20 protein-coding genes and 1 pseudogene are annotated in these 26,995 nt (G+C 47.0%); 3 read left to right on the top strand and 18 right to left on the bottom strand.

Annotated features, from left to right (window positions below; translation table 11 throughout):
* Positions 1-3: 3 nt before the first annotated feature.
* Both FRZ54_RS24815 and FRZ54_RS24810 read left to right on the top strand, forming a co-directional pair.
* Positions 4-162: pseudogene (locus tag FRZ54_RS24815) on the top strand (hypothetical protein); the annotation flags it as partial.
* On the top strand, positions 147-371 hold the full coding sequence (locus tag FRZ54_RS24810) for a hypothetical protein (protein WP_228462584.1): 225 nt from the start codon (positions 147-149) through the stop codon (positions 369-371). The pseudogene FRZ54_RS24815 and the gene FRZ54_RS24810, both read left to right, overlap by 16 nt.
* On the opposite strand, the gene FRZ54_RS23645 is transcribed toward FRZ54_RS24810, so the two are convergent.
* From FRZ54_RS23645 to FRZ54_RS23570, 17 genes are all read right to left on the bottom strand, one after another.
* Positions 368-1,312, bottom strand: a complete 945-nt coding sequence (locus FRZ54_RS23645) for a sterol desaturase family protein (protein WP_147034260.1) — start codon at positions 1,310-1,312, stop codon at positions 368-370. The genes FRZ54_RS24810 and FRZ54_RS23645 overlap by 4 nt on opposite strands.
* Positions 1,313-2,752, bottom strand: a complete 1,440-nt coding sequence (locus FRZ54_RS23640; protein ID WP_147034259.1) for an N-acetylneuraminate synthase family protein — start codon at positions 2,750-2,752, stop codon at positions 1,313-1,315.
* A 12-nt stretch (positions 2,753-2,764) separates the two neighbouring features.
* Entirely contained in the window at positions 2,765-3,568 is an 804-nt protein-coding gene (locus FRZ54_RS23635; RefSeq protein ID WP_147034258.1) for an SDR family oxidoreductase, read from the bottom strand.
* A gap of 2 nt (positions 3,569-3,570) precedes the next feature.
* The gene (locus tag FRZ54_RS23630; protein WP_147034257.1) at positions 3,571-4,917 is read right to left on the bottom strand and encodes an aminotransferase class III-fold pyridoxal phosphate-dependent enzyme; all 1,347 of its coding nucleotides are present in this window, start codon (positions 4,915-4,917) and stop codon (positions 3,571-3,573) included.
* A 12-nt stretch (positions 4,918-4,929) separates the two neighbouring features.
* Complete coding sequence (locus tag FRZ54_RS23625) at positions 4,930-5,865, bottom strand: transketolase family protein (protein ID WP_147034256.1); 936 nt, start codon at positions 5,863-5,865, stop codon at positions 4,930-4,932.
* A gap of 2 nt (positions 5,866-5,867) precedes the next feature.
* Positions 5,868-6,731 (bottom strand): transketolase, encoded by an 864-nt coding sequence (locus FRZ54_RS23620; RefSeq protein WP_147034255.1) that lies wholly within the window; start codon positions 6,729-6,731, stop codon positions 5,868-5,870.
* Positions 6,721-7,533, bottom strand: coding sequence for a cytidylyltransferase domain-containing protein (locus FRZ54_RS23615; RefSeq protein WP_147034254.1), 813 nt, complete (start codon positions 7,531-7,533; stop codon positions 6,721-6,723). Before FRZ54_RS23615 ends, FRZ54_RS23620 begins: the two co-directional genes overlap by 11 nt.
* Positions 7,534-7,543: 10 nt before the next feature.
* Complete coding sequence (locus tag FRZ54_RS23610; RefSeq protein ID WP_147034253.1) at positions 7,544-8,596, bottom strand: hypothetical protein; 1,053 nt, start codon at positions 8,594-8,596, stop codon at positions 7,544-7,546.
* Positions 8,597-8,962: 366 nt separating this feature from the next.
* Positions 8,963-9,100, bottom strand: a complete 138-nt coding sequence (locus tag FRZ54_RS24575; RefSeq protein WP_187359705.1) for a hypothetical protein — start codon at positions 9,098-9,100, stop codon at positions 8,963-8,965.
* A gap of 40 nt (positions 9,101-9,140) precedes the next feature.
* On the bottom strand, positions 9,141-9,578 hold the full coding sequence (locus tag FRZ54_RS23605) for a VOC family protein (RefSeq protein ID WP_147034252.1): 438 nt from the start codon (positions 9,576-9,578) through the stop codon (positions 9,141-9,143).
* Between the two features lie 32 nt (positions 9,579-9,610).
* Positions 9,611-10,060 (bottom strand): SRPBCC family protein, encoded by a 450-nt coding sequence (locus FRZ54_RS23600; protein ID WP_147034251.1) that lies wholly within the window; start codon positions 10,058-10,060, stop codon positions 9,611-9,613.
* 62 nt (positions 10,061-10,122) lie between these two features.
* A complete protein-coding gene (locus FRZ54_RS23595) occupies positions 10,123-10,953 on the bottom strand; it encodes a helix-turn-helix domain-containing protein (RefSeq protein WP_187359704.1) in 831 nt (276 codons plus the stop codon).
* Positions 10,954-11,163: 210 nt separating this feature from the next.
* Positions 11,164-15,027, bottom strand: coding sequence for a hypothetical protein (locus FRZ54_RS23590; protein WP_147034249.1), 3,864 nt, complete (start codon positions 15,025-15,027; stop codon positions 11,164-11,166).
* A gap of 25 nt (positions 15,028-15,052) precedes the next feature.
* Positions 15,053-20,116: a hypothetical protein gene (locus FRZ54_RS23585; RefSeq protein ID WP_147034248.1), complete on the bottom strand. Its 5,064-nt coding sequence runs from the start codon at positions 20,114-20,116 to the stop codon at positions 15,053-15,055.
* Between the two features lie 415 nt (positions 20,117-20,531).
* The gene (locus FRZ54_RS23580) at positions 20,532-20,789 is read right to left on the bottom strand and encodes a hypothetical protein (RefSeq protein ID WP_228462583.1); all 258 of its coding nucleotides are present in this window, start codon (positions 20,787-20,789) and stop codon (positions 20,532-20,534) included.
* Positions 20,782-21,474 carry a molybdopterin-dependent oxidoreductase gene (locus FRZ54_RS23575; protein ID WP_228462582.1) on the bottom strand — a complete coding sequence of 231 codons (693 nt, stop codon included), beginning with the start codon at positions 21,472-21,474 and terminating at the stop codon, positions 20,782-20,784. The genes FRZ54_RS23580 and FRZ54_RS23575 overlap by 8 nt, the downstream gene beginning before the upstream one ends.
* A 44-nt stretch (positions 21,475-21,518) precedes the next feature.
* The gene (locus FRZ54_RS23570) at positions 21,519-23,993 is read right to left on the bottom strand and encodes an alpha-L-rhamnosidase-related protein (protein WP_147034247.1); all 2,475 of its coding nucleotides are present in this window, start codon (positions 23,991-23,993) and stop codon (positions 21,519-21,521) included.
* A 146-nt stretch (positions 23,994-24,139) separates the two neighbouring features.
* Here FRZ54_RS23570 and FRZ54_RS23565 point away from each other — a divergent pair, with 146 nt between their 5' ends.
* Positions 24,140-25,735: a hypothetical protein gene (locus tag FRZ54_RS23565; RefSeq protein WP_187359703.1), complete on the top strand. Its 1,596-nt coding sequence runs from the start codon at positions 24,140-24,142 to the stop codon at positions 25,733-25,735.
* An 85-nt stretch (positions 25,736-25,820) separates the two neighbouring features.
* Here FRZ54_RS23565 and FRZ54_RS23560 read toward each other — a convergent pair whose 3' ends face one another.
* Positions 25,821-26,924, bottom strand: a complete 1,104-nt coding sequence (locus FRZ54_RS23560) for a serine hydrolase domain-containing protein (RefSeq protein ID WP_228462581.1) — start codon at positions 26,922-26,924, stop codon at positions 25,821-25,823.
* Between the last annotated feature and the right edge of the window lie 71 nt (positions 26,925-26,995).

The following is a 26,995-nucleotide window of genomic DNA, read 5'->3' as shown; positions in this document are numbered from 1 at the left end:
TTTGACAACACACCCGGTTTTACATCAGGAGAACAAGTAGTGTCATTGATGCCTTATTTTAATTGTGGCAATTGCATTCCCTGCCGCAGTGGAGGTCTGAACTTTTGCGTGAATATTAAGGGTGTGGTGTGCATGTTAATGGTGGTATGGCCGAATGCCTGACGGTGCCTCTGCAAACGCTGATTTATGGAGAGGGGTTTGAGGTTGATGAGCTGGCACCGGCTGAACCATTGGCTATTGGTGCGCACGTAATAAAACGTGCACGTGTAAAGTCAGGCGAGTTTGTTTTGATAATTGGTGCCGGACAGATAGGTTTAGGTACCATGGATTCCCCGTATTGCCGGGGCTACAGTGATTGCGTCAGACGCTAGCCTTCTTCTTCGAACACATACAACCCAGGCATTTTTGGCCGGTGACGAGCTGACTGTTTAGGCTTTAATACGACTTTCCATACCTCTTTGACGAACCGCACCATCCGGGGCCTTAAATTATAATACCACCTAAACCACTTATATTTAAATAATACTTGCTCGGGAAATCGTTTGACCGAGAATGCATGCTGTAAAAAGTAGTCTTTGGGATAGTCATAGTATAATCCCCAATTTTCAGCTTCATTGCCCGGAGAATAGCCCGGATCATAAACGGTACCAAATAGGTAATCCCAACAAGCGAACTTGGTTGAAAAATTAGCATGGAAAACTTCCCTGTAATTGGCATGATGCCATAAGTGCAATTCGGGAGAATTGAGGAGGTATTTAAATTTACCCAGCTTAATCTTAATATTGGCATGGATGAACATGCCGAACATCGCATCGAGCATCGCCTTTATAGGAACCACTACCGGATCGGCTCCTAAAATAATGATCGGTGCAAACTCTATAGTTTGATTAATGATAATTTCGAGCACATGTGAACGCGAACCGGCTAAAAAGTCAACTTCTTTTCCCGAATGGTGTGCCTCATGAATGCGCCAGAACAGTTTGTTGGAATGCTGGAAACGGTGGAAAAGATAAATATACAGATCATGCGTAACCAGGAAAAATAACACCTGTACGACAACAGGCCAATGTTTCACAAACTGGATGTCCGACCAGTCAAAGCTTCTTTGCAGCGGCATTATGATGTAATCAAAAATCACGATCTTAAGCACATAGCTTTGAATAATGGTATACCATACCAAATCCACCCAAAAACCTTCGCGAAAAAAAGGCAATCCCTTGCGATAAGGCGAAATTCGTTCCCATGCAATAATAAAGACCACCCAAACGGCGAGTATAAGTGTGGTTACAGTAACTACTTTTTCCAGTGGCATTTAACTCATTAAAGGCTTTTCCTTATACTCGTCGCTAATATTTACCCTCAATCTTTTCATTGGGGCCAGTTCAGATTCATAAACCTTTTTTATGCCATCACCTGCAGCAGTTTCTACATCTCTTATATCACGTACCAGGCGCTGGAAGCCCTGGGGCTCAACCGACGCGGCGTGATCTGATCCCCACATCGCGCGGTCAAGCGTAAAGTGTCTTTCAACAAAAGTTGCCCCCATTGCAACAGCACCTACGGTTGTAGCCAGGCCTGTTTCGTGACCTGAATAGCCGATAGGGATACCCGGAAATTTATTTTCGAGCGTTTGAATCATTTTTAAATTGAGCTCTTCCGGTTTGCAAGGGTATGATGAAGTTGAATGTGCTACAAACAGGGGGTAACCAGGACTAAAAACTTCGATAAATGCCAATGCATTTTCAATCTCTTTCATGGTCGACATTCCGGTTGAAAGCATTAATGGCCGGCCTGTTTCCAATATCCGTTCGATCAATGCAAAATCAGTAAGCGAAGCGGAGGCCAGCTTGTACATTATGGTATCAAACCGTTCCATAAAATCAACAGATGGCACATCCCAGGCCGATACAAACCAATCGATGCCCACTTTTTTACAGTATTGATCTATTGTTGCATATTCGGCAATGCCAAATTCCGTTTTGCGTTTATAATCGATGTAGGTCATTCGACCCCATGGTGTATCCCGCATCACTTCCCATTGATCTTTCGGAACGCATATTTCCGGGGTGCGTTTCTGGAATTTAACAGCATCAGCCTTAGCTGCAACAGCCTCATCAATGAGCCTTTTAGCTGTTTCCAGATCGCCGTTATGATTGATACCTATCTCGGCTATGATATAGCATTGCTCTCCTTTACCAATTTTTCTTCCGTTGTTCAACGTTATCACCTCGTTTCTTTGACCGGGCAAAGCAAAAGGACTTTTCAGATCGATGATCAACTCAGCAAATTCTCTGAAACAACCCTCTCCGCCCTTGTTTTCGCATACATAGTCTACCTGTGACTTTATAGCAGGTAATGCATCTGCCGGACTTGCTGTAAACCTAACCAGTTTCATTATATCCAGGTCGTTGTAATCGTCACCTATGTAGGCCACTTCTTCAGCTGCCAGTTGCAGGCGTGATAATATTTCTTTTAGGACAGCCGGTTTATCTTTTGCAAGCAAGTGTAATTCCGTGATCTGAAGTTTTTGTGCCCGTTGTATCAGTGACGGCGATTTTTCACCGGTAATAATAGCGGTTTCGATCGCGGTCAGTTTGCGCAGGCGTTCTACCCCCATGCCATCACGAATGTTAAATTTTTTTAAGGTTTCGCCATCTTCGCCATAATAAACACCGCCGTCGGTCAATACGCCGTCACAGTCGGTGATCAATAGTTTGATACGTGATGCTTTTGCTTTTAAAATATCTTTCATGATTTTATTGGTTTAAATTGCTGTCCATCCTCCGTCTACCACCAGGTTGGCACCTGTCATATAAGCAGATGCTTCACTGGCCAGGAAAATAAGCGCGCCCTGATAGTCAGATGATTTGGCCATACGGCCCAGTAATGTTTTTGCTGAATAATTGTGTATAAAAAACTCGTTTTGCCCGTTCTCTACCCCACCTGGTGAAAGTGTATTCACCCTCACTCCTTTATTGCCCCAATAAGCTGCTAAAAACCGGGTGAAATTTATAACAGCCCCCTTAGTAACCGGGTATGCTGCCGATTTATAAAAAGTCTGCGTCCTACATTCATCACGATAAATAGATTGATCCGGGCCAACCATGCCGTAAGTTGAAGCGATATTAATAATACTACCCCCACCTTGCTCTGCCATTTTTGATCCGAATACCTGCGAGCACAAAAAGACGCCGGTCACATTCACATCTAACGATTTTTGGAACGCTTCAAGCGGATAGTTCTCAAAGGCCGACTGCTCTTTTGCCAACGCCGGATTTTCGAACATATCATTGATAGCCGCGTTGTTTACCAGCACATCAATGGTGTCGTATTTATTAAGGGTTTCGTCCAGGGCCTGGGTTATCGATGCTTTGCTGGTTACGTCAAGACCAATACCCAGGTGATTACTGCCCAATTGCTTTGCAAACTTTTGGGCACGTTCGCCGTCAATGTCTGCAACTACTACATCAGCGCCAGCCGTTGCGAGAGCTTCGCAATGCTTTTTACCGATCAACCCGAGTGCACCAGTAACTATGGCCGTTTTTTGATGCAATGAAAACAATTCCATTTTTAGCTTACTGCCGTATTTTTTGGCTTAATATTATAATTGCTTACCTTACGGAATACCGCTTCCAGTACTTCTCCTCTTAAATATTTTTTGATGTCACCGCTTTCAATGGCCTCTTTCATAATTGGCATTACATCACGGTAAGCAGAAAGGGTATATTGGATATCCTCATTTGTATGGCTATAGCACATGTTATGAAAGCCGGCCCATAATATCCCGCGCTTAATCATTTCCTGCTGCATCAGTGTTTTTACTTCCAGACCATTACCTGCTTCAGGGGTAAAGGTTATCATGGTACGGCAGTTATAACCAATGCAACGGGTATACTTATCCATACCCATTTCAATGGCTAACTGGTTGTAGCCGTCTTTTAACAATGCCCCTTTTTCATCTAAGTACCGCGGCACATTTTTGTCAACCAGCTCATTAATGGTGGCTTTACAAGCGGCTAATGACAACGCTTCGCCTCCGAATGTAGTATAACTAAACACCTGTGAGTTGAAAAGCTCCATCACATCGGCCCTGCCAGTCAATAAAGCGATGGGCATACCATTGGCGCAAGCTTTTGAAAATACGGCCAGGTCGGCGTTTACGTTGAAATATTCCTGAGCGCCACCTATGGCAATGCGAAAGCCTGTCCACATTTCATCGAATATCAATAAGGTGCCGTTTTCTTTGCACACAGCCGCAAGCTCCCGGAGAAACCCGGGTGCAGGGGTTTCAAAAATAAAAGGCTCTAATATTAAAGCAGCTATGGTCTCATCAAGCGCAGCTTTTATCGATTCTATATCGTTATATTCAAATGTATAAGTGAGATCTTGTATAGCTCCCGGTATACCTGCATTGCGGCTGGTAATACCGATGTACCAATCGTGCCAGCCGTGGTAACCGCAACAATACACTTTATCGCGCCCGGTAAATGCCCTGGCTACCCGTATAGCAGCCGAACATACATCAGCGCCCGTTTTGGCAATTTTTACCGCTTCGGCATTGGGAATGATCTCCTGTATCAGTTCGGCAACTTCTACTTCGAGCGGATGCATTAAGGAAAAGGTGATGCCGTCCTCCAATTGATCTTTTATGGCCTGATCAACAGCCGGGTAGGCATATCCTAACGATAAGGGTCCAATAGCCGCATTAAAATCGATATACTCGTTACCATCCACATCCCAAACATGTGAGCCTTTGCCCATTGCCAGGTATTTTGGAGCGGCGCCTTTTGTAAATTGCCCCGGCCCCTTTGCCAGGGTTTGGGTAACCGGCTTTTGCACTTTAAGGGCGCGTTGATAAAGTTTATCAGACTGGGTGATATCCGGGTAATTCTCGTTAAATCCTATTTTGTTAGGCATATAGTTGGTGTTTTATTCAGCAAACTGGGGTTTTAAAATTTCGGGTTGAATATGTTCGGTCTGATAACCAAGTATCTTTTCTGCTATTTTCTTACCGTTGAAACCCTCATGTTGCATTACTGCAGGCAATAGTGCAGGTTTAAACCATTTTTCATTTAGAGCAAAGGGCAGGACATTTGCAGTCTTTTGATGCTTTAATAATACTTCGGCAACTATGGTATATAAACCGCCGGTCAGGAAATGATCTTCAAGAGTAACTAATAACCTACTATTTGCAGCTTCGAGAATGGCTTGTTCATCAACCGGTTTCAAACTGCGCATATTGACAAGGCCCACAGATAAGCCCTCGTCTTTCAACATATCCAACGCGATCATGGCTTGTTCAAAAAGGAGCCCATAAGTAAGAATCATGACATCAGTGCCTTTTGATATCACCTCGGCTTTTCCTAATTCAAATGGTTCATGAACATAGCTGGTTTGCCGGGTATTGATACGTGTATAGGCAGGCTGGGGGGATGCCCATATTTGAGGCAGCATTTTTACCATGTCATCTTCATCGGCAGGTGCAAAAACTGTCATATTGGGGATACCCCGCATAATAGAAATGTCCTCAATAGCCTGGTGTGTCGGCCCGTTGGCGTCAGATAGTAAACCGGGTATAAATGCACTTAGCTTTAAAGGCAATGCGGGTATGCCTGCATCGGTACGTATAAACTCAAACGCACGCATCGATAAAAAAGAAGCCAAAGCGTGAACAACAGGTATTCGGCCGCGCAATGCCAAACCCGCGGCTGCGCCTATCATCGTCTGTTCAGTTATCCCGGTGTCTATAAAACGATTGCCCAATACCTGCGGTAGTTTGCGTATTAATGCCCGGTTTTCTGCTGTCATCGCGATAAACCGTTCATCCGCAACACCCATTTCTGTAAGTAATTCCTCGTATGACATATTTATCTGACCACTAAAGTTTCTGATGTTAATTGAGTTGAATGTTCGCCGTGCAATTCCTGTAAAAGCTGCTGTACTTCATCCGCCGAAAAATTGCAGAACCAACGATCGGCCCGTCTTTCGATACTTGGCAATCCTTTCCCCCTGACGGTATCGGCAATTACCACGTTCAGTTTATCTTTTTTAAACGGATAGTTTTCAAATGCCGCCCGCAATGCATTATAATTATGCCCGTCAATACGGGTAACCGCGCTGCCGAAGGCTATGAATTTATCTTGCAAAGGTTCCAACGGTATCAGTTCTTCTGTAGGCATATTAGCCTGAAAGTTATTACGATCGATCACGAAAACCAGGTTATCGAGTTTATAGGCATTTGCCACAAGTACTGCCTCCCAGCATGAACCTTCATTCAATTCGCCATCGCCCAGGATGCAAATCACTTTGTTTTTCCCGGCTCTGATTTTAATATCCATCGCCACGCCGATCGCTACCGATGGCAAATGGCCCAGCGAGCCTGAGTGAAATTCTATCCCGGGAATATTTGTATTCGGATGCCAGTATAAATGATCATTTATGGACAAATGATTAGCTAACCTTTCCTTTTCCATCAACCCCAGCTCCGCGAAAGTCCCATACAGGGCAGGTACATCATGCCCCTTGGAAAGGAACAGGTAATCCCGGTCAGGATCTATCAAATTATCATTATGTAAATTCAAAAATTCGGCATACAAGTAAACGATCAGATCAACGGCAGATAGAGACGCTCCGGTAAAGCAGCCGCCGCCTGTTGACATTTTGATAATATGCTCTCTTACATTCAGAGCGATACTTTCCAATTGCTGATTACTGTAGTGTTTATTGTGCATGAATGATCTTTGTTTGTCTGGCTGATATAGTGCTGAGTTCGTCGAGATGATGCCGATACCAGTTTACGCCAGCATATTCAGCGTTGATCTGTTGTATATCAGGCTTTTGTATCAACAAGTCGATAATGTCCTCACAAGAAAAACAGCCTTTTTTAAAATATAGCTGTTCGTATACCCGTTTAATAAATTCGTAATCTTCCTGGTAATCTATTGTAAAACGATGCGACATGGAATAGTCCTTCCCTGTGGCCCAAACCACATTTCCGATGCGAAACTGATCGGGATTTTCCCATATATAAGGTGTTGTATGTTCCAGCTCAAGTGCTCGGGTGGCTAACCGGCAGGTTTGTTCAAGGCAATACATCGTCATGACCTCCACATCGTTCCCATCTGGCCACGTAGCCGGGTGCAGATTACTTATATAATCATACTTGCCTTCGTTTTTAAAAAAGAAATCAAGCACATGGTCGACTATCCGCGGATCGATCAATGGGCAATCTGAGGGAATCTTCAAAACGATATCTGCTCCGTACCTAATCGCCGCCAGATAATGCCTTTCCAGTAAATTATTTAAGCTACCCCTGAAACACGCCACACCAATATGTTTAGCTTCTTTTTCAAGAATATCATCGTCCGGATTAACGGAGGTAGCGATCATGATTTCCGGCTGGTATTTGCTCATCTGCAGGCGTTCGATCATTCGCGCCAGCAGGCTCTTACCCAGCAACGGCAACATCACTTTGCCGGGCAACCTGCCTGATGACATGCGTGCCTGCACTACGATCAATATTTTCTGAGACATAGACCTCCGTTTAGCTTGCAATCAATTCTTCAACCACTGGCCGAGGATCTACCGGCCGGTAGATGAAGTTTTTTAGAAACTTATCTCCTTTTCCTTCAAACTCAATATAACTCCGGCAAATCCCTGCAATGTTCTCCGCAGAAGTGCCCTGGTTTTGTATAGGCATCTGCCGGTATAGGCTTTCGGTGTCGAACCAGGAATGTACTTTTTTTCTTAGTGCTATGCCGGTATAAACCACGGTGGAGTACTGCGTGATCAGCTCACAGCAATTAGCGATCATCTCATTGGTATTACCATGATGATAGATAAGCGCGTCGGAGGGAGCATATCTCCTGATCTCAGCTTCGGCACGTGCAAAGTTTTCGTTAGGGTGCAGCTTAAATAAAAGCCGCTTGCCGTTAGCCATCTTTACAGCTTTCCTGATAAAGGCCGGGCGGTTCTCAAACCGGAAAGTTTCCCGCAGGTCCGTCGTGGCCACCATTACGTAGTCGCGATGCGGGAAGTCATTGTCTGCAAAAAGTTCTAAATTGTCATAATTGGGTATCCCGGTTACGATAATCCTATTTTCATCAGCGCCCCTTTCTGACAGCGCAGTTTTATAACCTTCCGAAGCAGCACAGTATATGTCGCATAAATTGGTTGAGCCATTCAAAGAAGTATTTCCTGCCATCCAAATAGGCAATCCAAAAAATTTGACAATGTGGCTTGCAATGGTCATTTTGTCGATCATGCCTTCCTGAACCCATATCTTTTTGGTTTGCCGCAAATTTGCAGGCACCACCATGTCACTGCAAAAAACTACCAGGCTATATTCATTTTTGACGGCTTTATAGTCTATTTGACAACCGAATGCTCGCAAATATTTTTCGGTACTTTCCCGGTGTCTCCGGGCCATTACTGTACTCTCGATTACGCTGGTATGTTTTTCAAAAAATTTGGCTGTGGCCGCATCGCTGAAGATCTGGCTAAACCAACAGTCGTAATCTGGTAACAGGCTGGCTATCTGGTGCATTTGAGAAGTTTGATTCAGCGAGCCGGTGATAAACAAAATCTTCTTTCTCATACGAAGGGGAAAATCAATAATTCAAACTTATAAAATCAGTTTACTTGATTTAGCACCGAAAATCAAACTTCATGAATGTTTAATCTTACCTAAATATTTGCATCATATATAGCCCGGATTGTTATCGTAAAGTTAATTTCATCTTATTTAAGGAGCACCGAGGGCGCTACTAATCATTTTTAACATTATTTTAAATTCGCACTTTAAATAAGCCGGTTGCCTTCTTGTCGATAATGGAAAAGACACCGTAAATTCTTCTGTTAATCAGGGGATCGCTGGTGGTGCCCAGTCTCAGGAGTAGCTTAATGGCCTTTCAGTAATTTTGAAGGGTTTTTGCAATTTCAATAGCGGAATGCCCAGGAGTGCTTAAAACCATAACCTGGCTTTTTGCTGAACAATTTTCCACCACTTAAAGAAAGACACAGCAGTTAGCTTTACTTTTTCAAGTTTAAGGCAGGCAGGCGTACGAAAGTACTGCCTGCCTATGCCAATAGGTTTTTCCATTATCGCCCTGGGGACTTTCGAGTTATACGCCGCGACTATGTTAATATTTCTTGCCCACTGCCTGTTTTACCTTTGCAACGTCGGGGCCTGCTCCGTTCCCCTCGTAGAAAGACATGTCCTCGCCGATGCCCGTGAGCCGTAAAACCTGCCCCCCGGGAGCCTGAAAGTACAGGTGAGGATCGGGTATGTCAAGCTTTAATACGCCGAAATCAAGAATTTTTTTCGCCGTTTCCGCTACATTATCCGATTTGATCTCGAGCCAGATCGACCGTGCGGTTCGTAAGAAATCGTTCACATCCGATACATCGCCATAAAGAAATGCGATATAGAAATTGTCGCCCAGGCGCACAAAGTCCCTGTCATCTTCTGCCTTCGTGATCTTTCCGCCAAGGACGTCACAATAAAACCGGCGAATGCTTTCGCGGTCCTTTCGCGGAACTATGACCGACGAATGGTTCCCAAAAATTACCTTTTCCATGATGTTTTAATTTTACAGGTAAAAGAAATGATCTATTTGGTGGCTGGCCTGAAAACGCCTTGTCCGGTGGTGAAATAGGAAAATAAACTTGTTTTGATCCAGTGGGTCCAGCCGGGCGCGCAATCATTGTAACATTCAACATCGGGTGTTAGCCCATCATGGGTAAAGGTCAACGCCGTTGCACCGCCGGTTTCCTTAAGGTCGAATATCAACCTTGTATTGGCCCATTCCTTTTTATCGGAATACCAGGGCATGTTACAATCTGTAATTGACCATACTACTCTTTTGCCTGGAATCAACTCCGTTACGGTAAAGTCGAAGAACGAGTCGCCCCCCATTTTTACTACAAACTGATCATTTTGTTTTTCAGAATTTCCGCTAAAGGTTATGCCCCACCACGCAGGCACATTGCTGATCTTTTTGATCGCTTCTTCTGCGCTGATCCCCGCAGAAATACTGATCGTGAAATTTTGCTTTTCCATCTTATTGTTTTTTTAACCAAAATTAGGGCGACGGTAAGCCCGGGTATTGTACAAATCGGAAGTCAGGCAGTAAAGTTGCGGGTGCTGAGCTCGTTCGTGCTGTTTTGCAGATCGGTAGGCGTGGTGCCGGTGAAACGCCTGAATGCTCTGATGAAATGAGACTGGTCGTGATAATGGTGGTAAATCTGTTCTTTTAAGGCTTGGTGGCCAGCGCCGGCCGAGAATGCCTGGTAAAATTGCTTAAACCGCGTTATCTCCGCAAGGTTTTTAGGTCCGGTGCCGAGGTGTTCCGAAAATTTGGTATGAATCCAACGCGAACTATAGCCCGTTTCCTTTTCGAGCTGCGCTACACTAACCATGCCCTTGGAGTCCGATATCCGTTTAATGCAGTAGTCATAGATCGGATCGGCTTCGGTCTTATCCAGCAGTCTGATCAGGAAATTCTGCAGCAGCTGTAATTTTTCCATCACAGAAGTTGTTTCGGCAAGCTGCGACTGAAGTTCGCCGGCGCAGTTGCCTGCCAGGTGTTCCAGGTCGACAATTTGATTTTTCAGCTCATCATACGATAAGCGAAAGAAACGATAGGCCCCGAGCGGGTTAAACTCGATGATAATTGTGCCGGTGGGCACGTCCATTTGCGGGTCGAGCAGAACGGGTAAATCGATCAGGCCAGTTAAGCTAAGCTTATTTTCACTTTGAACAAATGACCTGTCGCCTACACGAGCCTCGATACCATTGCGGTAAGTAAGGGTTAATTTAAAATTTGCATTGGGGACAATCAGCTTTCTTTCGGACACAGGAAGACGGCCGCCGCTTTCGAAAATACACATTTTGGCTATGTACGGACCCAACGATGGATGAGGTGTGACCGGAATAAATCGGAAATCTGTCATTTTGATCATTTCTGCAAAATGTCAATGCAGTTTAAAGATAAGGCGAACAACGCGCTTTTCCCAAATTTTATTAGGGGGTGTATCGCAGCCACGCATAATGATCCGGTTTTTTAGGCACCAGTCGATATGAATCAAAACAACTGAATACCCTGCAACTGGTAAGTTATTGCAGGGTATTCAGCGTTAAACGGGTTGTATATTTAAAGCCCGTTATGTACAGCAAACAAATGGCACCGGTGTTAACGGCGATGTACGCAATATGCGGAATTTGCCTAAGCCATTACCCAGCGGGCTAACATTGTTTGCTACCGCATTTGCCGTCGCGACGGTTTCGCGTGCTTCCAGCGGTTTCGCAATTACGCTTATCGGGCTCGACTCGTAAACAGCATAGGATTCCTTGGTGTTAGATACCATATCTAAATAGGTGTTCGGGTTCGGCATCATTTCTACACAAATTACGCTGAGAGACGAGGATACCGGAAGCCCCATCAGGGCCAGTATCTGCGATACTTCGTTGTTTGTCCAGGCGGCTTCCGAATAGACCACGGCGTCGCGGTTGATTTTGAATGTAATAGGAACCAATCCTATCGGTGGCTGGGGAGTAACCAGCAGCTTTTCGCCTAAAAGAATATTGCGGTTGGATTGGCCGTCGGCCTGGGTAACCTGCGCATACAGCAGCGCCCAGATATCGGTACGCGGAGGCCTGGCCGTTACGTTAACCCCATTTAGTACGGCTACGGCGTGAGGAGCGCTTACGCTGATGGCTAATTCGTCGCGGTTTACGCTGCAAAACAAGGTTGGCGCGGGATGCTGCACACCCGTTATCCGCAATGGCCGCCCATACCTCCCCTGTGCGGTGCTCCATATCTTTTTATGCCCGGCTCGTATCTCGTACGTGAACAGACCAAACAATTCGGGCGAGGCATTGTGAAGCCCGGGGGGAAGAGGGATAAGAAAATGCTTATCGGAGCCTTCCGCCGGAATCATTTCCTGCATGGCGTCGAGCCCTGCCTCATCGTCCGTATTGTTACCCGAACTTATCACGCGTATCAGTTCCGGGTCGATAGGTAATGCCGGTTCCTGGGTATTTTCTACCATATTAGCCGTTAGCTGCGCCAGCAAAGGATCGGGTGCGTAATTGAGCAAACGTATAAAGAAGCTGTCATTCGGATCGGCCGGAGGCTCCTTAAATTCGAACCATAGGTGTTTTTCACGAGCCTCGGTGGCCGAATAATCGTCATTGGCGATGTATTTGGATAAGGCAATACCTGCCGACGCCAGTACCGGAATTTGCGAGGGGTTGGTGGTTACCGGTAGTTCCAGGTTAAGCGTCAATGGTTTATCGGCTGTGGGCGCCGCAATAAACTGCGGCGTAATGATATATTCAAGTTCAATAATATCAGGGAATTTTCCGGGCAATGGTTTCGGTTCCACTGCATCCAGGTAAACCAGGTCCATTTCCGAGCGGTCGGGATTAAGCAATGAATTGATGTTTGCTGTATTACCCAGCCTGATATAACCCACATTTTCGACAGGGTCGGCTGCTACAATGGCCCCATCAGCTTTATATTTCATAATCCGCTGTACCAGGAAACAATCAGTTTTTACGGCATCCCAGGTCCAGTCGCGCTTAAGTACCAGTTTTACTGCCACGATCCAATGATTAAGCAGGTCACTTTTGGTTGAGATGGTGATGTTTGAGCTATCCGGCGACAGCGAATGCCGTATGGCGCGCGAACAGCCGAATTGCACCTGTTTGCCGGGTTTGCCAACCAGGGTAAATCCTTTATTATTCACACCAAGCTGACCGGCCAATCGTTGTACAAGATCAGGCGGATTAGTGGCATTGCGGTCGCCCAGCAAAACTTTAAAGCGCGTATCCCTGTTCAATGGCAGCGGATCGGGATCGGGCTGCAGATAAATACCCTGTAACTGATTTTCGGCGCCTGTGCCCGAGAAAAGGTCTTTTTCAATAGCAGATTCCTTTCTAACCATGAACGAAACGGGTAAGCCGCGGTTGGTCAGCACCGAGCCAAAATAATTAGGGTCGGGCGGGCAAACTGGGCGCATAGTTATGCGGATGTCCCTCGAGGTTGGCAAAACGATCTGCGGGATAGCATCTATCTGCCCGGCGGCCAGGCCCAAAGCTTCCAGGTTGGTAGGGTCGCCAAGCGCGAGGACCGGTGCATCGACATATTTTATCGGCATGTTCAAAGCCGCGTTAAAGTCGGCCGGGAACGACCGGTGCGTGGTATATAATGGGATGTAGGCCTCCCGCCCGTTAGCCGACAACTGGTTGTCCATTAGTAACGACTTTACTTCCACCAGAATTTCTACCTGCGTTACATCAGGATCGGCCAGCCCAAAATCCCTGCCCAGTTTTCCGCTGGTCGGGTTCCCGGCCGCGGCGTCTGCATCTGCTTTTAGCAGCGCAATAGCGTTCGGGTATTTTTTAGTGAATACCACCGCCGGATACCCCAATCTTGGGCGGGTGACGTTAACAGAAGTGCCGGTGAACAGATCGCCGTTAATGGGTTTATCGGGCCAGTTCAACTGTTGCGGCACTACATACCGTTTAAAATGGATGGTTGATATAGGCGCAGGCCCCTGGTTGTCCGGATCAGGCTTATGGGTAGTAACGGGGCCGCCGCCGGTAAAGTCGGTCATGCGCACCCTGAAATCATATATATTTCCATAAAACAAGCCTGGACTACCCTCGCCGACAGGGTCATACAACGTTTGCTGTACAGCTCCGGCCTGGTCGGTTTTATGCATTACGGCTGCATCGGCGTCTGACAATACCAGCGATTTGCCTATCCATTGCGTAAAATAGGACGGCAACCAGAAATTGGCGCTTGTGTTGCCATCTATTTGCGAAGGGTAAACTTCGGTACCCAACTCAAATTGCTTGCCATTTGGTGTTATCTGTACGGGGCCAAGGGTAATATTCGTTTTCGACTTCACCATAGCCAGTGATGTCCATGGATTGGCCGTTTGCCCGGAGGGAACGGATTGTCTCACGTCTACCCGGTACTTGGCCACACCCAGCGGCGAATCGACACGCAGGCCCGTGCCGGGTTTACCGGGGTCCTCGGCCATCTGGCGGTTCTGCCATATCAGTAACTGTTCATCGTCCCAGCCGATACGAATGCCAAGGTCTTTGGTAGGCAGCGATTCAGGGTCCTCTTCTTCTTTAACAAAGTTGTTGTTTACCGGCTGATAAGTGTGTACGATCTTTGAAAAGCCGGTGTCGTATTCACTTGCCTCGATAAATATCGGGTCGAAATTACCGGCCGGCACCGGGTCGGGGTCCATTGAATTTTGTTTGAAAAGTACCGGGAACTGCACGGCCGCGAATACATTACGGTTCTTATTGGGTACTAAAGCAGGGATGCGTGCTGCATATTTTTTCACCAGGCTCTTATCGGCCTGGCTCTCTGCAAAGTAGTCGCTTCCGCTGTCAAGGTCTATCCACAGCCAGCCACCGTTCGGAAACGTATTGACGTCAATGGTTATGGTGGACGATTGTATAAACCCTACAGATCGCGCCAAATCAGGCTGGCGCAGTAAGTATGCGAAAACCTGTCCCCAGCTTACGGCAGTGGGGTCGGAATTGACAAAAGCGGGATTTACCACCGTACTCCTGACGGCACAAGCGTAGCTGTCGTCGATGACTGCTTCTTTTACCCTTGGATTGGTAAAATTAAATGAGTTGCGATAGCTAAGCGGTAAATATTTTTGGATGAAGTGATTGGAATTGGCCGGTGGGGCCGCGTCGCCAACTACCGAAACATTGAACTTTGCGGCAAGTGTCGAAAACACCGAAGGCGCCCCGGCAGGTATGCCTATACCGGCTAACGGAAAAGGTGTGGAAGGCAAAAGGTCGGTCGGAAAAATGGAAAGGTCCGAAATAACTTTTGCCTGTAGTTTCAGGTTAGCCGACTGGAAAGGTGATGTGCCCGGTACGAGGGGCTGTGTCGGGTCGATGTTCCTCGGAATGATCAAAGCATTGATACTAAGCGTATTTCCCAATAGCTTTTGAGGGAAAGTCAATATGGTGAGTTTTGCTGCCATAACTGTTAAGTTTATTTGTTGGAGATCAGGCTATTTGCCTTGACTCTGACCATGATTTAGAGAAACTGATATCTATTACAAGGAATATGCTGATGTCGATAGCGAAGGTTACCTGCGCTGTCATATCTGTTTTATCGGCTGTACGGTCGATGGTGCCCGAGGCTTCTATCGTAATGGTGATATCTACCAAACCACCAATCAGGCTTGCCTCCCCTTTGAACAGGAGGAAGGCCGTGATCTTGATCTCGGTAGATGTCAGGTTCATTTCGATACCTACCATATAGGTCACCGATACATCGCCGACAACAGGCAGGCCGACCATCAGTTCGACCCCAAAGCCAAACTTCATGTACAGCGCCGGCCCGGTTTTCACGTCAGCGCTAAGCCTAACAACCACCTGCCCTACTGCATAAACCGTGGCTGCTGCCAGGGATACACACATTACCTGCATACCGCCATCGAACTCGAAATAAGCACCGGCAGACGGGATAAGATTGCTTGGGTCGGAGGTGATGGAAAGCGCCTCATTAAAATAGGCCCCAACTTTTAACCCGGCCGTAAGTCTTAACGGCGTGGTTGGACCGTCCAGTTCGGCAGGAGGGAAATGAAGGGTGGCTATTTCCTTGTCGGCGTGGAATTTGTATTCAAAGTTATCACCGCCGTTGCTCATAGCTACTTCAAGCGCCTTTTTAGCTACCGCTGCGTAATCGCCGGTCGACAAGCTTTCGAGCACTTGCAGAATATCTACTATCGGTTTCAGGTCGGGGCCGAACTGCAACTGCGGGAGGTTAAAGGCTGAGTCCGAACCGTTTTCGGAATCGAAATTACCATCTATATAAACCATTTTGGTAAACGGTCCCAGGTCGACATTGAGCGTTATACTTTTTGCGCTCGATACCCAGCTTTCGGCAAGTGAATTCAGATCATAATTAAGGTTTTTGTCTGAACCGGCGTTATAGGTTATGTAAAGTTTGACATCCTTGGTATTGACAAAATACCAGGGCGAGGGTAATACTTGTTTAAGGATGTTGCCCGGGCTCAGCTTATTCAAAAGCTGGTAGCCTTTGTCGAGGATATTGATCCCGAATTTCGACATATCCATGTCCGGAATGTCGAGCGGATTGGGGAATATGCCTGTCGAATTGATGAGGTGAAAAGCATCGGCGAATTTGGCCAGCGGGAAATCATTGCCCAGCGACTGGAGTTGTTTTACTCCGTCCTTATATGACGGAAGCTGGAACAGCACTTTCTGGGTGCCGGTATTTTGTAACAAGCCATAATTTATAGTTGTTGGTGCAGGCGGACGCAGGAGGTCGGCAGGGTTGGCCAGGCGTAACTGTTCGGCGGGGTAATTCGAAGTGCCGTTTGCCAGCAATTTGCCCCTGCGTATTAGTGGTACAGGGGCATTGTTATCCACTGGTGAAACGGCCCCGCTTCCAAGATCATGTTGTACGATGCTCCACGAACCATCTTTCGGCAGGATAACCGTACCGCGTGCGGTACCTGTAAAAACCGGATCGGGCGAGGCAGGGTCGGGCGCGCCGGCAACATCCACCCTGTTTAAACGCATTTGCTGACCCGATTTGCCGATATCGATGATACAATCTACCGGGCCGCCCAGCGAACCGGCCTGCGTTTGCAGGAGCTGGTTAAAGAACACCGGCGAGATCGGCTCACCGCGGGGGCCAAGCTGTACGTAGCCCAGCATTTGCTTCGAGGGCACCTTGCCATTGGCGGCGCCTTGCACCACATTGTCTATCTGCACATCAGCGTCAAAGTATATAGGCTGCAATAATATGTCTTTTGATATACCCGCTGCCGGTATCGGTACGCTGATGCCATCGTCGTTGATATAGTTTCCGGGAGGGGTCCTGAACCAGGTGCGGCTAAACTGCGGCAGGTCATTTTCAACGATATTTTTTACGTTGAATACACCCTTAACTATACCGGGATGGAAAGTGTAGGGACTGGCAATGTGGGTACCCGATTCATCGAAATAGGAGAAGTCATAGGTGCCGTCGGTGTCGGCTCTCCAGCCACTATCCACCCTGTAAATTATGGCGCTTCCGCTGCGATAAATTGTGACTGTGCGTACCACGCGGATACCCCAGGGATACACCAGGCTCTTTACCTGTATGATCTCGAGTGATGTCCGGCCGACGATAACATCGAATTTTGCCTGACTCGTAGCCGCTATACTGGCATTCGGATCGAGCCAATTGCTGAACATGCTGGCGCCATAGCCCGAAAAGTCGATCCGCTCAACTGGCACACCGACTTTATGGATAAGCGGCGGTTGAAACTGCTGATTAAATATATAGTCTACATCGGGCCCAAGCACGCCTGCATTTGCAGCGGTGCCGCTCGCGTTCAGCACATTTCTCAACTGAACTGTAAAGCCTGAAAAGGAAGGGCTGACATTTGGCTGTGTAGTATCCTGCTGTCCGCGTGCCGCTATTTGCAAGCCGCCGCTTACTATCTTTTGAGGGGCATTCGGAACATTTTTGGGCGTAATATCAAAGTCCTGCGGCTCTATACTTAATGTAGGCGGTTTAATATTGACCGGCTGGGGTGTGCCGCTGTTCATTATCGCCATGGAGCGCATACCGAACGGCAGGGTGAACAGCGAGGCTGTAATAAGCGGGTTACCCGGCGGGGTATGGGTATAACTGTCGACAATAAATTTACTAACCGGAACCGGGGCTATCGGAACAACTTTTGGGCTGTTGTTAAATAGCTGTGTCGGGCCACCATCATCTCCAAATAAAAGCCAGCCAAGCGGTGGATCCTGCGCTCCTGATTTTACTGCCGGCGGGGTAAGGTTTACCACCGGCTCCCAGGTTATCTCGGGAACCATAAATGCCCTGACAAATTTTCCGGGTGTGGCCAGATCCATTCCCAATATCTGGAGCATGTCCGCTTCGGCCGAGTTATCTACCGGCTGTATAGTGGAGGATTGACCATCGCTTTTCGCCTGGATGTTCGTCGTCGAAAAAGACACACCCATCAGGTCGGCATTTGTCGATACATCGAGCATGCAAAAATTAGGGGTGCCAAATTGTGCCGTGGCCTGGTCCCATCGCTGACCGGGGTCGGGTTGGGCAACGGCCCGGGTCTGCACTTTTTGAGGTTTTACAATGCCCGCCGCTGCAACCGTCGTATTGGCTAAAGGCGTAATAGCAAAGGAAACCTTTGCAGCCTGGGGCGCCTTAGCCGGGGCCCCGGGCTGAGGCCAGCTTACCAGGCCGGTTAACAAGCTTTGCACCTGCGATAGCGGCAACGTTTTTTGTACCTGCCCGTTTGCAGCGCCGGTGGCGGTAATGCCGGTAACACCTCTTTGGCTACCCCAATACAGGCGGCTCGCCGCATAAGGATCCGGCAACGCCGGGGTCAGGTTAAACAAACCAAAGGAAAGTATCAGCCTGGCTTGTGCAAAAGTTGTCGCGTTCGATAATTCGCCGAACAAGATCACCCCTGAAACCGGCGTGGTAGTCAGCAAGCCATTGGTAAGTGCCATGGCCTGTTGCGGAACGCTTGTCAAAGTTGTGTTAGGCGGCGGTGGATAATTTTGCAGCAAAAGCTGGCTATCATACAGCAATGCTATTTTCTTACCCGGTATCACCGCCTGGTATAAGAGTGCATTGCTGCCCTTTACACTAACCGGGCTGTCATCTACCCGAACAGGCCGGTCGATATTGGCAATAAAGGATACATTAGTGCTTAGCAATTCCTCGCCGGCCTGTATACTTAAAAAGTAAAGCCCGAATTGCTTTGAATAGCCTATGTCGGCGGTAGATAGCCGCCCGGTCGTTTCATTGCTCCAAAGGTCGTAATGCTGTTTCCCGTAGCGGTTCCCGGCAAAAAGATCGGTGACGCCTATGATACCCACCGTTGCAGATAACAGCGGCGCTGCAAGTTTAACCGGGCCGCCTTTCAGGCCGGTCCAGCTTACCTGCATACCCGACAGGCATAAAGCGGCCAATGCTCCCGTGCCTAAGGCTGTATTGGCCTGCGTTATATCTATTGTGGCAACGGGCAGGTCCCAGTAGCCTTTGAGGATAGGAGCGGAGCCCTGCACCGTAAAAAACGTCGAATCGCATTTACTTACCGCAAAGGTTGGCGCAGTAACATTACAGCCTATATAAATTCCGTTTAAAGCCGGATTATAAACCGGGGCGGCCGCGGGGTCGTACTGAAAGGTGTTGGCGCTTCCATAAAGCTTCCAGGAGGCATCGGCAAAGCCGTTTATCTTTATCCCTGCCTCAGTTAGTGTAAAGCTGAAAGTTGCCGGCAGTACTACCTGGGCATTCATGGCATCAATGCCGATGTTGTCGGGAGATGCCGTGTTGTTAACAGGCTGTTTCAGATTTAGCGCCACGGTGCAAACGGCACCGGCGGGCATCACAACAGCTTTGTTACTATTTATATCCAGGTGCTGGTTAAACGTTATACTGCCGCCACTTATGATTAGCCCGGTGTAGGTACCCACGGGCGCTGTAGCGGCTATCAGTTTCGAAAGTATCCAGATGCTACCTGCCGTTACGGTATATTTAGTGGGCGTGCCGGGCAGGTCGATCTTTATGATGCTGATGGTAATCGGGACGATAACTGCCGGATGAGCTGTATCGGTATCCAGGAAAATGGATATTGTTTCGTTGATATTGCGTATGGGTATGCTAACGGGCGGTGCCGTTGTCTTAACCGGTGGGATCGTCGTTTTAACAGGGGCCACCTTGACAGGGATGACCGGCAATTGGTTCAGTATGCCCGAACCGCTTTTGTCGCCTACGGTAATGGTTGTGATCGTTGTGCCGGCCTTTTTCCCTATGGTTTTAAAAACGCCGGGACTGTCGGTAAGTAACTGGCTCGAGACCGGGAACAAGCCGCCGAGACTTATTTTGTTGCGCGCCGGCATTACCGGTGTTGCGGGTGTAGCCGATTTTACCGGCTTTATCGCGTTTGCCTGCAAGTCGTTTAAGAGGATAGGTGCAAGCTGGGATTGAAGCGCCGTTGTGCCGGTGCCTGCATCTGGCTGACCAAGGGAACTGCTTAGTTCCTGGATTAGGTTGATAATGTCCTGTTGTTGCATAGGTAATACAATTAAGTTGGTTAGTCATCCAGATAACGTCGTCAAAGGCACTGTAAATTAAGGAACTAATAAATTCCGGATGAAGCGTAGAACTACGCGAACCGGCTACGGAAAATACCCAATATGTAATTTTATTGAGCAAAAGTTAAATATCGGGCGGCTTACCCGGATGTTCTTTAAGCTACCAATGTCATAGCTCTTTGTTCAATTTTAGTCTCACCACTACTTACGTTTGTCGGTAAAATGGTCCTGAATAAAGCAACGGGGGTTTTGGTTGAGGAGGAAAATGTACAAATAATAAATAGGCTGCAGTTATTTGTTGGTTTAATGCATCGTTGGACAGATTGCGCCGGGCGGAAACAGCGGCAGGAACATGTAAAGGCCCCGCAACATGCAGGGCCTTTTATTTATCAGCCTACCGCGTAACTGTCACCATCAGAAACGTCGCAGGGATCGAAGTTCTTCCGTTGGCGCTTTGATTTTGGCTGTTAAACAATTCCTCTAACTCTCTTTGCAGGTCTTCAGCTTTCCCATACTTTTCGGCAGCATCAAACGCATTCATTGTTGGGCCATAGTAGCATTTAAATACTATTACAAATTCCGCCGGCGTATAAGGCGCATGAAATGTGGATGTATCCCGGTCAAAAGTTATATTCTCCTTACAGTTAATCACTATAACGGTCGTTACGCCAGGGGTAGGCGGTGTTGGAATATCCGCGGTCTTCCCAAAAACCCAGTTTGTTTTCAGTAAGAAATTCGATGCGTTTTATCCATTTAGAACCCTTCCAGGCATAAAGCTGGGGTGTTATCATACGGCATGGGCCACCATGTTCTTTAGGCAAAGGCTGCCCTTCGAAAGTATGCACCAACAAAACATCCGGTTTCAGTGCTTCTTCAAGGGATATATTGGTAGTATAGGTATCATAGCCGTAACACATAATATGGGTAGCATTTTCTTTTGGATGAACCAGCGCCGCCAGGTCGAGCAGGCTTACGCCTTTCCAGTGCATATTCATTTTTGACCAGGTGGTTACGCAATGAAAATCGGACACGTCTTTTGTTTGGGGCAGGTCGAGAAAGTCCTTCCAAGAAAGTTTCACCGGGTTTTCTACAGCACCGTCGATTGTCAGCCGCCACTTTTCAACGGGGATATCTGGCTGATAGCCGAGATCGAGAACAGGCCATTTTACCGTTACCGTTTGCCCAATGGGAAGCTCAGGCATACCATGCCTGTTGGGTTTGCCCGAACCCCGGGGCGCGTCATCAGCGACAGAAGGAGTAAGCTTCATTTTTTCCTCAAACCTGGCCTTCAGTTTCATCCGGGCTTCAATTATCCGGTCTAATTTATCTTCTTCCATCAGTGCAGGTGTCAAAGCGTGTTACCATAAATTTACGGACATTTTCAGTTGTTTGAGATGATTATATTCTCTTTAGCCGATGCAGGAGCAACATTTAATAGTATAGTTCCCCGCAGGTCACTTTTGATCTTTTTAACCAGTTTGCCGTTGATCGTTAACGAATAAACCGAACTGGGTTTTAATTGATGAACAGCATAGCTAACAGCCTTCGAGGCGCTTTGCTGCCATTCTATCTTATCTGCGTTCCAGCTCTTTATAGCAATGGCTAATTTCTGTGACGATGTAGCCTGCAAAGAAACATCAGGGCTGTCGCCGTTGAAATAAGACAATTGGTTTTTGGTGGTATAGAATCCAAAATTTGAAGGGGCAGTTACTTTAAACATTTTATCAGCTACGGAATAACTATTGTTATCCAGGTTTATATCCAGTTTTTTACCCCTGAAATTGTATTTTAAAACAGTGCCTGCCAGTTCAGGTGTTATATGAGGATCAAGGTAAAATCGGTTATACAACGGATTTATACCGTAAATAGCCTGGTAAAGCCCGACAATTGACAGGCTGTTGCCTGATAATATATCATCGCCCAGGCCATCCTGCTTCAGCCGCCCGTAACGCTGAAATGCCAGGCCATCCCTGCCATATTGTTCCAGCACGTTTTTGACATATTTCAGGGCCAGGGCGGGGTTATAAGCTGCATACGCCGTCACGCCGACGGATCCCCATGATAAAAACAGGTCGCCGTTCTCGTAGGAGGGAAATGGGAATTGCCACTCTTTACCTTCACCCGGAGCATACGATGTCATGGCTAAGGGCCAGAAAAATAGTTTCTCTTTTTCCATTTGCTCCTCAATGCTGTTGAGGATGATCTTCTTTCGGGCATCGTTATCGCAGATACCGTAGGCGATAGCCATAAAATTTACCGGCGTTACCATGTTGGTGCCATGTATGGTTTGATCCTTGTCTCTCCAATAAATATAGCACCCTTTGTCTTCATCCCAAAAGCCACCGTCTTTAGTCGGTTTGTTAAAGCTTTCTTTCAGCTTTGCGGCAAAACCTGCATAGTATTTTGCTTTATGCCCGTTGTTTAACTGATGCTCGATAGCAGCCCATTTAATTAATGCGTGGTAAAGTTTCGCGTTCACAAAAGCATTTTCGTACGATGCCCAGATGATATCGATCCAGTCGCTGCTCTTTTTTTCGCCCGAATTATCGTTGGTCATTTCAACCAATCCGTTGTGGTTGCCATCCCGGTTAAGTATCCAGTCCAGCGCCTTTTCACAGGCTAACTGGTGGCTTTTCACCCAGGCTTTATCGCCGGTCATATCATACAGTTCGGCTATGTTGGTCACCAGGTCGGGGTTCGAATCCATCAGGATGCCCCATTGCGCTTCGTAAAAACCATATTGGTTAAATTTGCCCGGCATGGCATCCTCATTGGTGTAGGCCCATCTTGGGTAAACCCGGCCATCGGGTTTTATGGCGTGGCTGCAATAATAATCAAGGCAGCTTTGATAACCCGCAAGGTATTTTGGGTCGTTTATACCCAATCCAAGTTGTGCAATATATTGTTCGTGCAGACAGATAGGCCCATAGGGTGTGTGCCAGCTGTTACCACCGAAATGTAATGAATCGATAACGCCTATGCGGGCGATGGTATTTAATACGGCGCTTACTTTTTTGCCGTCGACACCCTTAAGGATGCCCCGGCCATATTTCTCATTAAAGTCGAAGTAACTTAGGGTGATGCTTTGACTGCGGGTTCCCGCTGCCATGGTAAACGGAGCCCAAACATCAGTGCGTTGCCTGATGAACCTCCTGCGGTTTGTCCCGCTATCCATTTTAGGGACAAGTTCCTTGCCGGATACGGAAATGGTGTAAGCCAGTTTATCATCATCGGTCCGGCTATATTTCATAGCCACATTTTTACCTGGCGCATCAACGGTTATATTTAAGCCGTTACCTGTTTTGCTGTTCCAAAAGTCCGAAGACCTGGTATGAACGCCATAGGTGCATAGTTTCTCGTTGAACAGATAGAACCAGGCCAGCCCGCCATAACCCTGGTAGGCGCCTTCCCAGGTGTCGATGCTGTCGAAATTGAATACCGGCAGTGCGCTTTCTTCTACAACCACAGGTTTGGAGCAGCTTCGTTCCAAAGTCCATTTTATCGATTTTCCTGCGATGGTAAATATCCAGTTCTCTTTTATGGCCAGGTTTTTATCGCCGTAGGTTATCCCTGTTAACTTAATTGTGTTCCCGGTTTTTATCAGTGAGGGAACGGCATTCAGTCGCAGGGATGAATAAACTACGCCGTTAACTCTAACCGAAGTATATATACCGTCCACACTGCTGATCACTTTTTGCCCGTTAACTACCAGGGATGTTATGCTGGCCTTGTTGCCGTAATCGAGCGTCATCGTAATTTTCGGATTGTTGATGGTATATACTTTATCCATCGCAACAGATGGCGCCAAAGTAATAAAGCAATAGATCAGGGCGGCATAAAGGGTTTTTGAAAACATAGGTCAAGTTCGATATTTCACAGATGTTATTCCATCCGGCAGTTTCTATAATGCAAATAGCTATTTTTATCGCAAACAAGCTAATAAAAAACTGTTTTGTTTAAAATTGAGGCAGGCCTCGCGGCGCCTTACAAAGTGTAATGAGCATGATAAAAAGATATATAACGGGCCTGGCTGCTTTTGCCACAGCTTGCTTGCTGAGTTCATTTGGAACGGTAAAAGCTGATACAAGCGGGGGCGACCAGCCCAAAATAGTGAACATTGTGAATTTTATCCGTTTGCTGGAGCCCCGGGACTCGGCCATCACCGAAGATGTGCTTTATCAAACTGTTGTCAGGCAGGTTGAAATAATGAAGAAGTACAAACTGGGCGGAACTTTTCTATTACAGTACGATGCATTAATGGATCCCCGCTATCAAAAATTGTTGAAGAGCCTGCCGCGTAGTTCTTTTGAGATCGGAGCCTGGTGGGAAATACCCCAACCCTTAGTAGAAAAAGCGGGGTTAAAATGGCGGGGTCGTTATCCCTGGGACTGGCGGGCGAACATCGGTTTTTCGACCGGCTATACACCAAAAGAGCGCGAGAAACTGGCTGATGTTTATATGCGGGATTTCAAAAAGATATTTGGCTATTATCCAAAATCGGTCGCATCATGGTTTATTGATGCGCATACGCTTAACTACCTTTATCAAAAATATCACATCGTTGCCTCGGCTAATTGCAAGGACCAGTATGGTACCGATGGCTATACCCTTTGGGGCGGGTACTGGAACCAGGCTTATTATCCCAGCAAGATAAATTCTTACATGCCTGCCCAGAATGCGGTAAACCAGATCCCGGTGCCGATATTCAGGATGCTGGGCAGCGACCCGGTGCGCCAGTACGACAACGGCCTTGGAACAACCCGCCAGGGGGTGGTTACGCTGGAGCCAGTCTATAAATTTGGCGGCGGTGATTCAACCTGGGTGAACTGGTATTTTAAAGAATTTGTTGATGGCGAGTCGACCGGATTTGCTTATACGCAGGCCGGGCAGGAAAATTCATTTACCTGGGGTGCCATGGCCAAAGGATTTGAAATTCAAATGCCCCTGATCGCAAAACTGAGGGACGAACATAAGATTAAAGTGGAAACACTGGCAGCCTCCGGAAAATGGTTTAAGGAACATTATAAAGTGACGCCTGCAACATCGGTTACTATCAATAACGATATTGAAGGGAGCGACCGCAAAACGGTTTGGTTTGATAGCCGTTTTTACCGGATTAATTTAATATGGGAAAACGGTACGCTGCGGTTAAGGGATATTCATTTGTTCGATGAGAAACTGCCTTCTGTTTACGAGCAGGAGAAAGCGACCTCGAATGAATGTTCTTTTTTCACGCTGCCGGTTGTCGATGGCTATCTCTGGAGCACTGCACAGCAAATGGCAGGGCTTCGGCTCAAAGCGATAATTGATGGTAAGGAAACGCTAATGGAAGGCGGCGACCCGGTTGTTACAAGCCCTGTTCCCGGAAAGCTGCACATATCGTGGCCGCTGAAAACCATCTCCGGAACATTGGTAATAGATATGGACGAGCGGCAGGTCTCGATGAAGATCAAAAGTGAAAAACATATCGACTGGTTTATGGATATGTCAGTTGCCGATAAGACAAAACTACCGTTTACCAAAATTGGACATCGTCAAATAAAATGTAAATTTGAGGGATGGATTATGGGGTTGAAGCAGAAAAAGGCTCTTTTATAAAATCAGAGGGGAACGAAGTCTTCAGCATCCGGCCGGAGAAAAGTGTGGTTATTTTAAATCTGGCATATACATGGACAGGTAAAAACTAATATTTAATTATCGACTTCAACTTTCCCCAAAGCTCGTTGTCAAAATCTGATCCTGCCGGTTTAACACCACCTGCTGTATTTCCCATCCGGATGATGACCAATTTTTGAGATGGAACGACATAAATTTTCTGGTCGTTTTTACCAAGCGCTGCAAACAGATCGGCAGGAGCATTTGGGATGATAGGCCCGGAGAAAACAATTTGCGATTGCGGGAGCATGTTGCTGCTTTTGCCATTTAGCCAGGTTAAATAACCATAACTCAGGTTTAGGTTCTGTGAAGTATTTATTTGGCTTTTGAAATAGTTAGTATCAGCTAATATAGCCGTCTTATCCCAACTGCCTTTGTTTAGCAACAGTAACCCAAACCGGGCCATACTACGGGCACTGCTGTAATATACATTGTTAGAGTTGGGCGATTTTACCCAGGCGCCGTTCATGCCTATTTTATCCCTGATCTTTTGCTGAAAGTAGGCGTTGTAAGACAGGCCTGTGGCGTGCTCTATGACCCCATCCAGCATAGTATAGGCAGCGTTATGGTAAGCCCATCGTGTTCCGGCATCGGCCTTATATACCAGGCAGCCGGGCAGGGTGCAGTCCGGGTCGGCAACGCCATCATCCAGCCCGGTGGTCATGGTCAGTTGATTTTTTATGGTGATCAGGTTCTCCTTCGCCAATGGCGCCGATGTCCAACCGGTGCCTAAATATTTTGAACTTTTATCGTTGATGTCGATTAATCCTTCCTGTTGAGCAATGCCCACCAAGAATCCCGTCATGGTTTTACCTGCCGATGCCCAATACCAGAGACTGTCGGCCGTAAAAGTTCCAAAATATTTTTCGCTAACAATTTTGCCTTTTTTCAGGATGACGAAAGCCTTGGTGCCTTTACTTTGCAAATAGGGGTATAGGTTATTGATTGCAGTTTCGTCCCAGCCCAAAGAACTTGCCGTTGTCGTCTCCCAGGCGCTGCCGCTTAATGGCGGAAAATAAAGCGTGTCTGCAGATGGTGCGGGCTTAGGGTCGCTGCTGCCGCCTTTATGGCAGGCCATAAGACAAGTTAACCCAAAAAGTAAAACAAGGTAGGGGAGTTGTTTTTTCATCATTAAACTTAAACGGATTTATTTTCCGAAGGTTTAATGGTACCGGCTAACAAACCGGGCAAATTAAACATGCC

Origin of the sequence: Mucilaginibacter ginsenosidivorans, assembly GCF_007971025.1 — a bacterium.
In the GTDB taxonomy this organism is placed as follows: Bacteria; Bacteroidota; Bacteroidia; order Sphingobacteriales; family Sphingobacteriaceae; genus Mucilaginibacter; species Mucilaginibacter ginsenosidivorans.
Note: the sequence above shows the minus strand (reverse complement) of the source record. Positions and strands in the feature narration are given on the sequence as shown.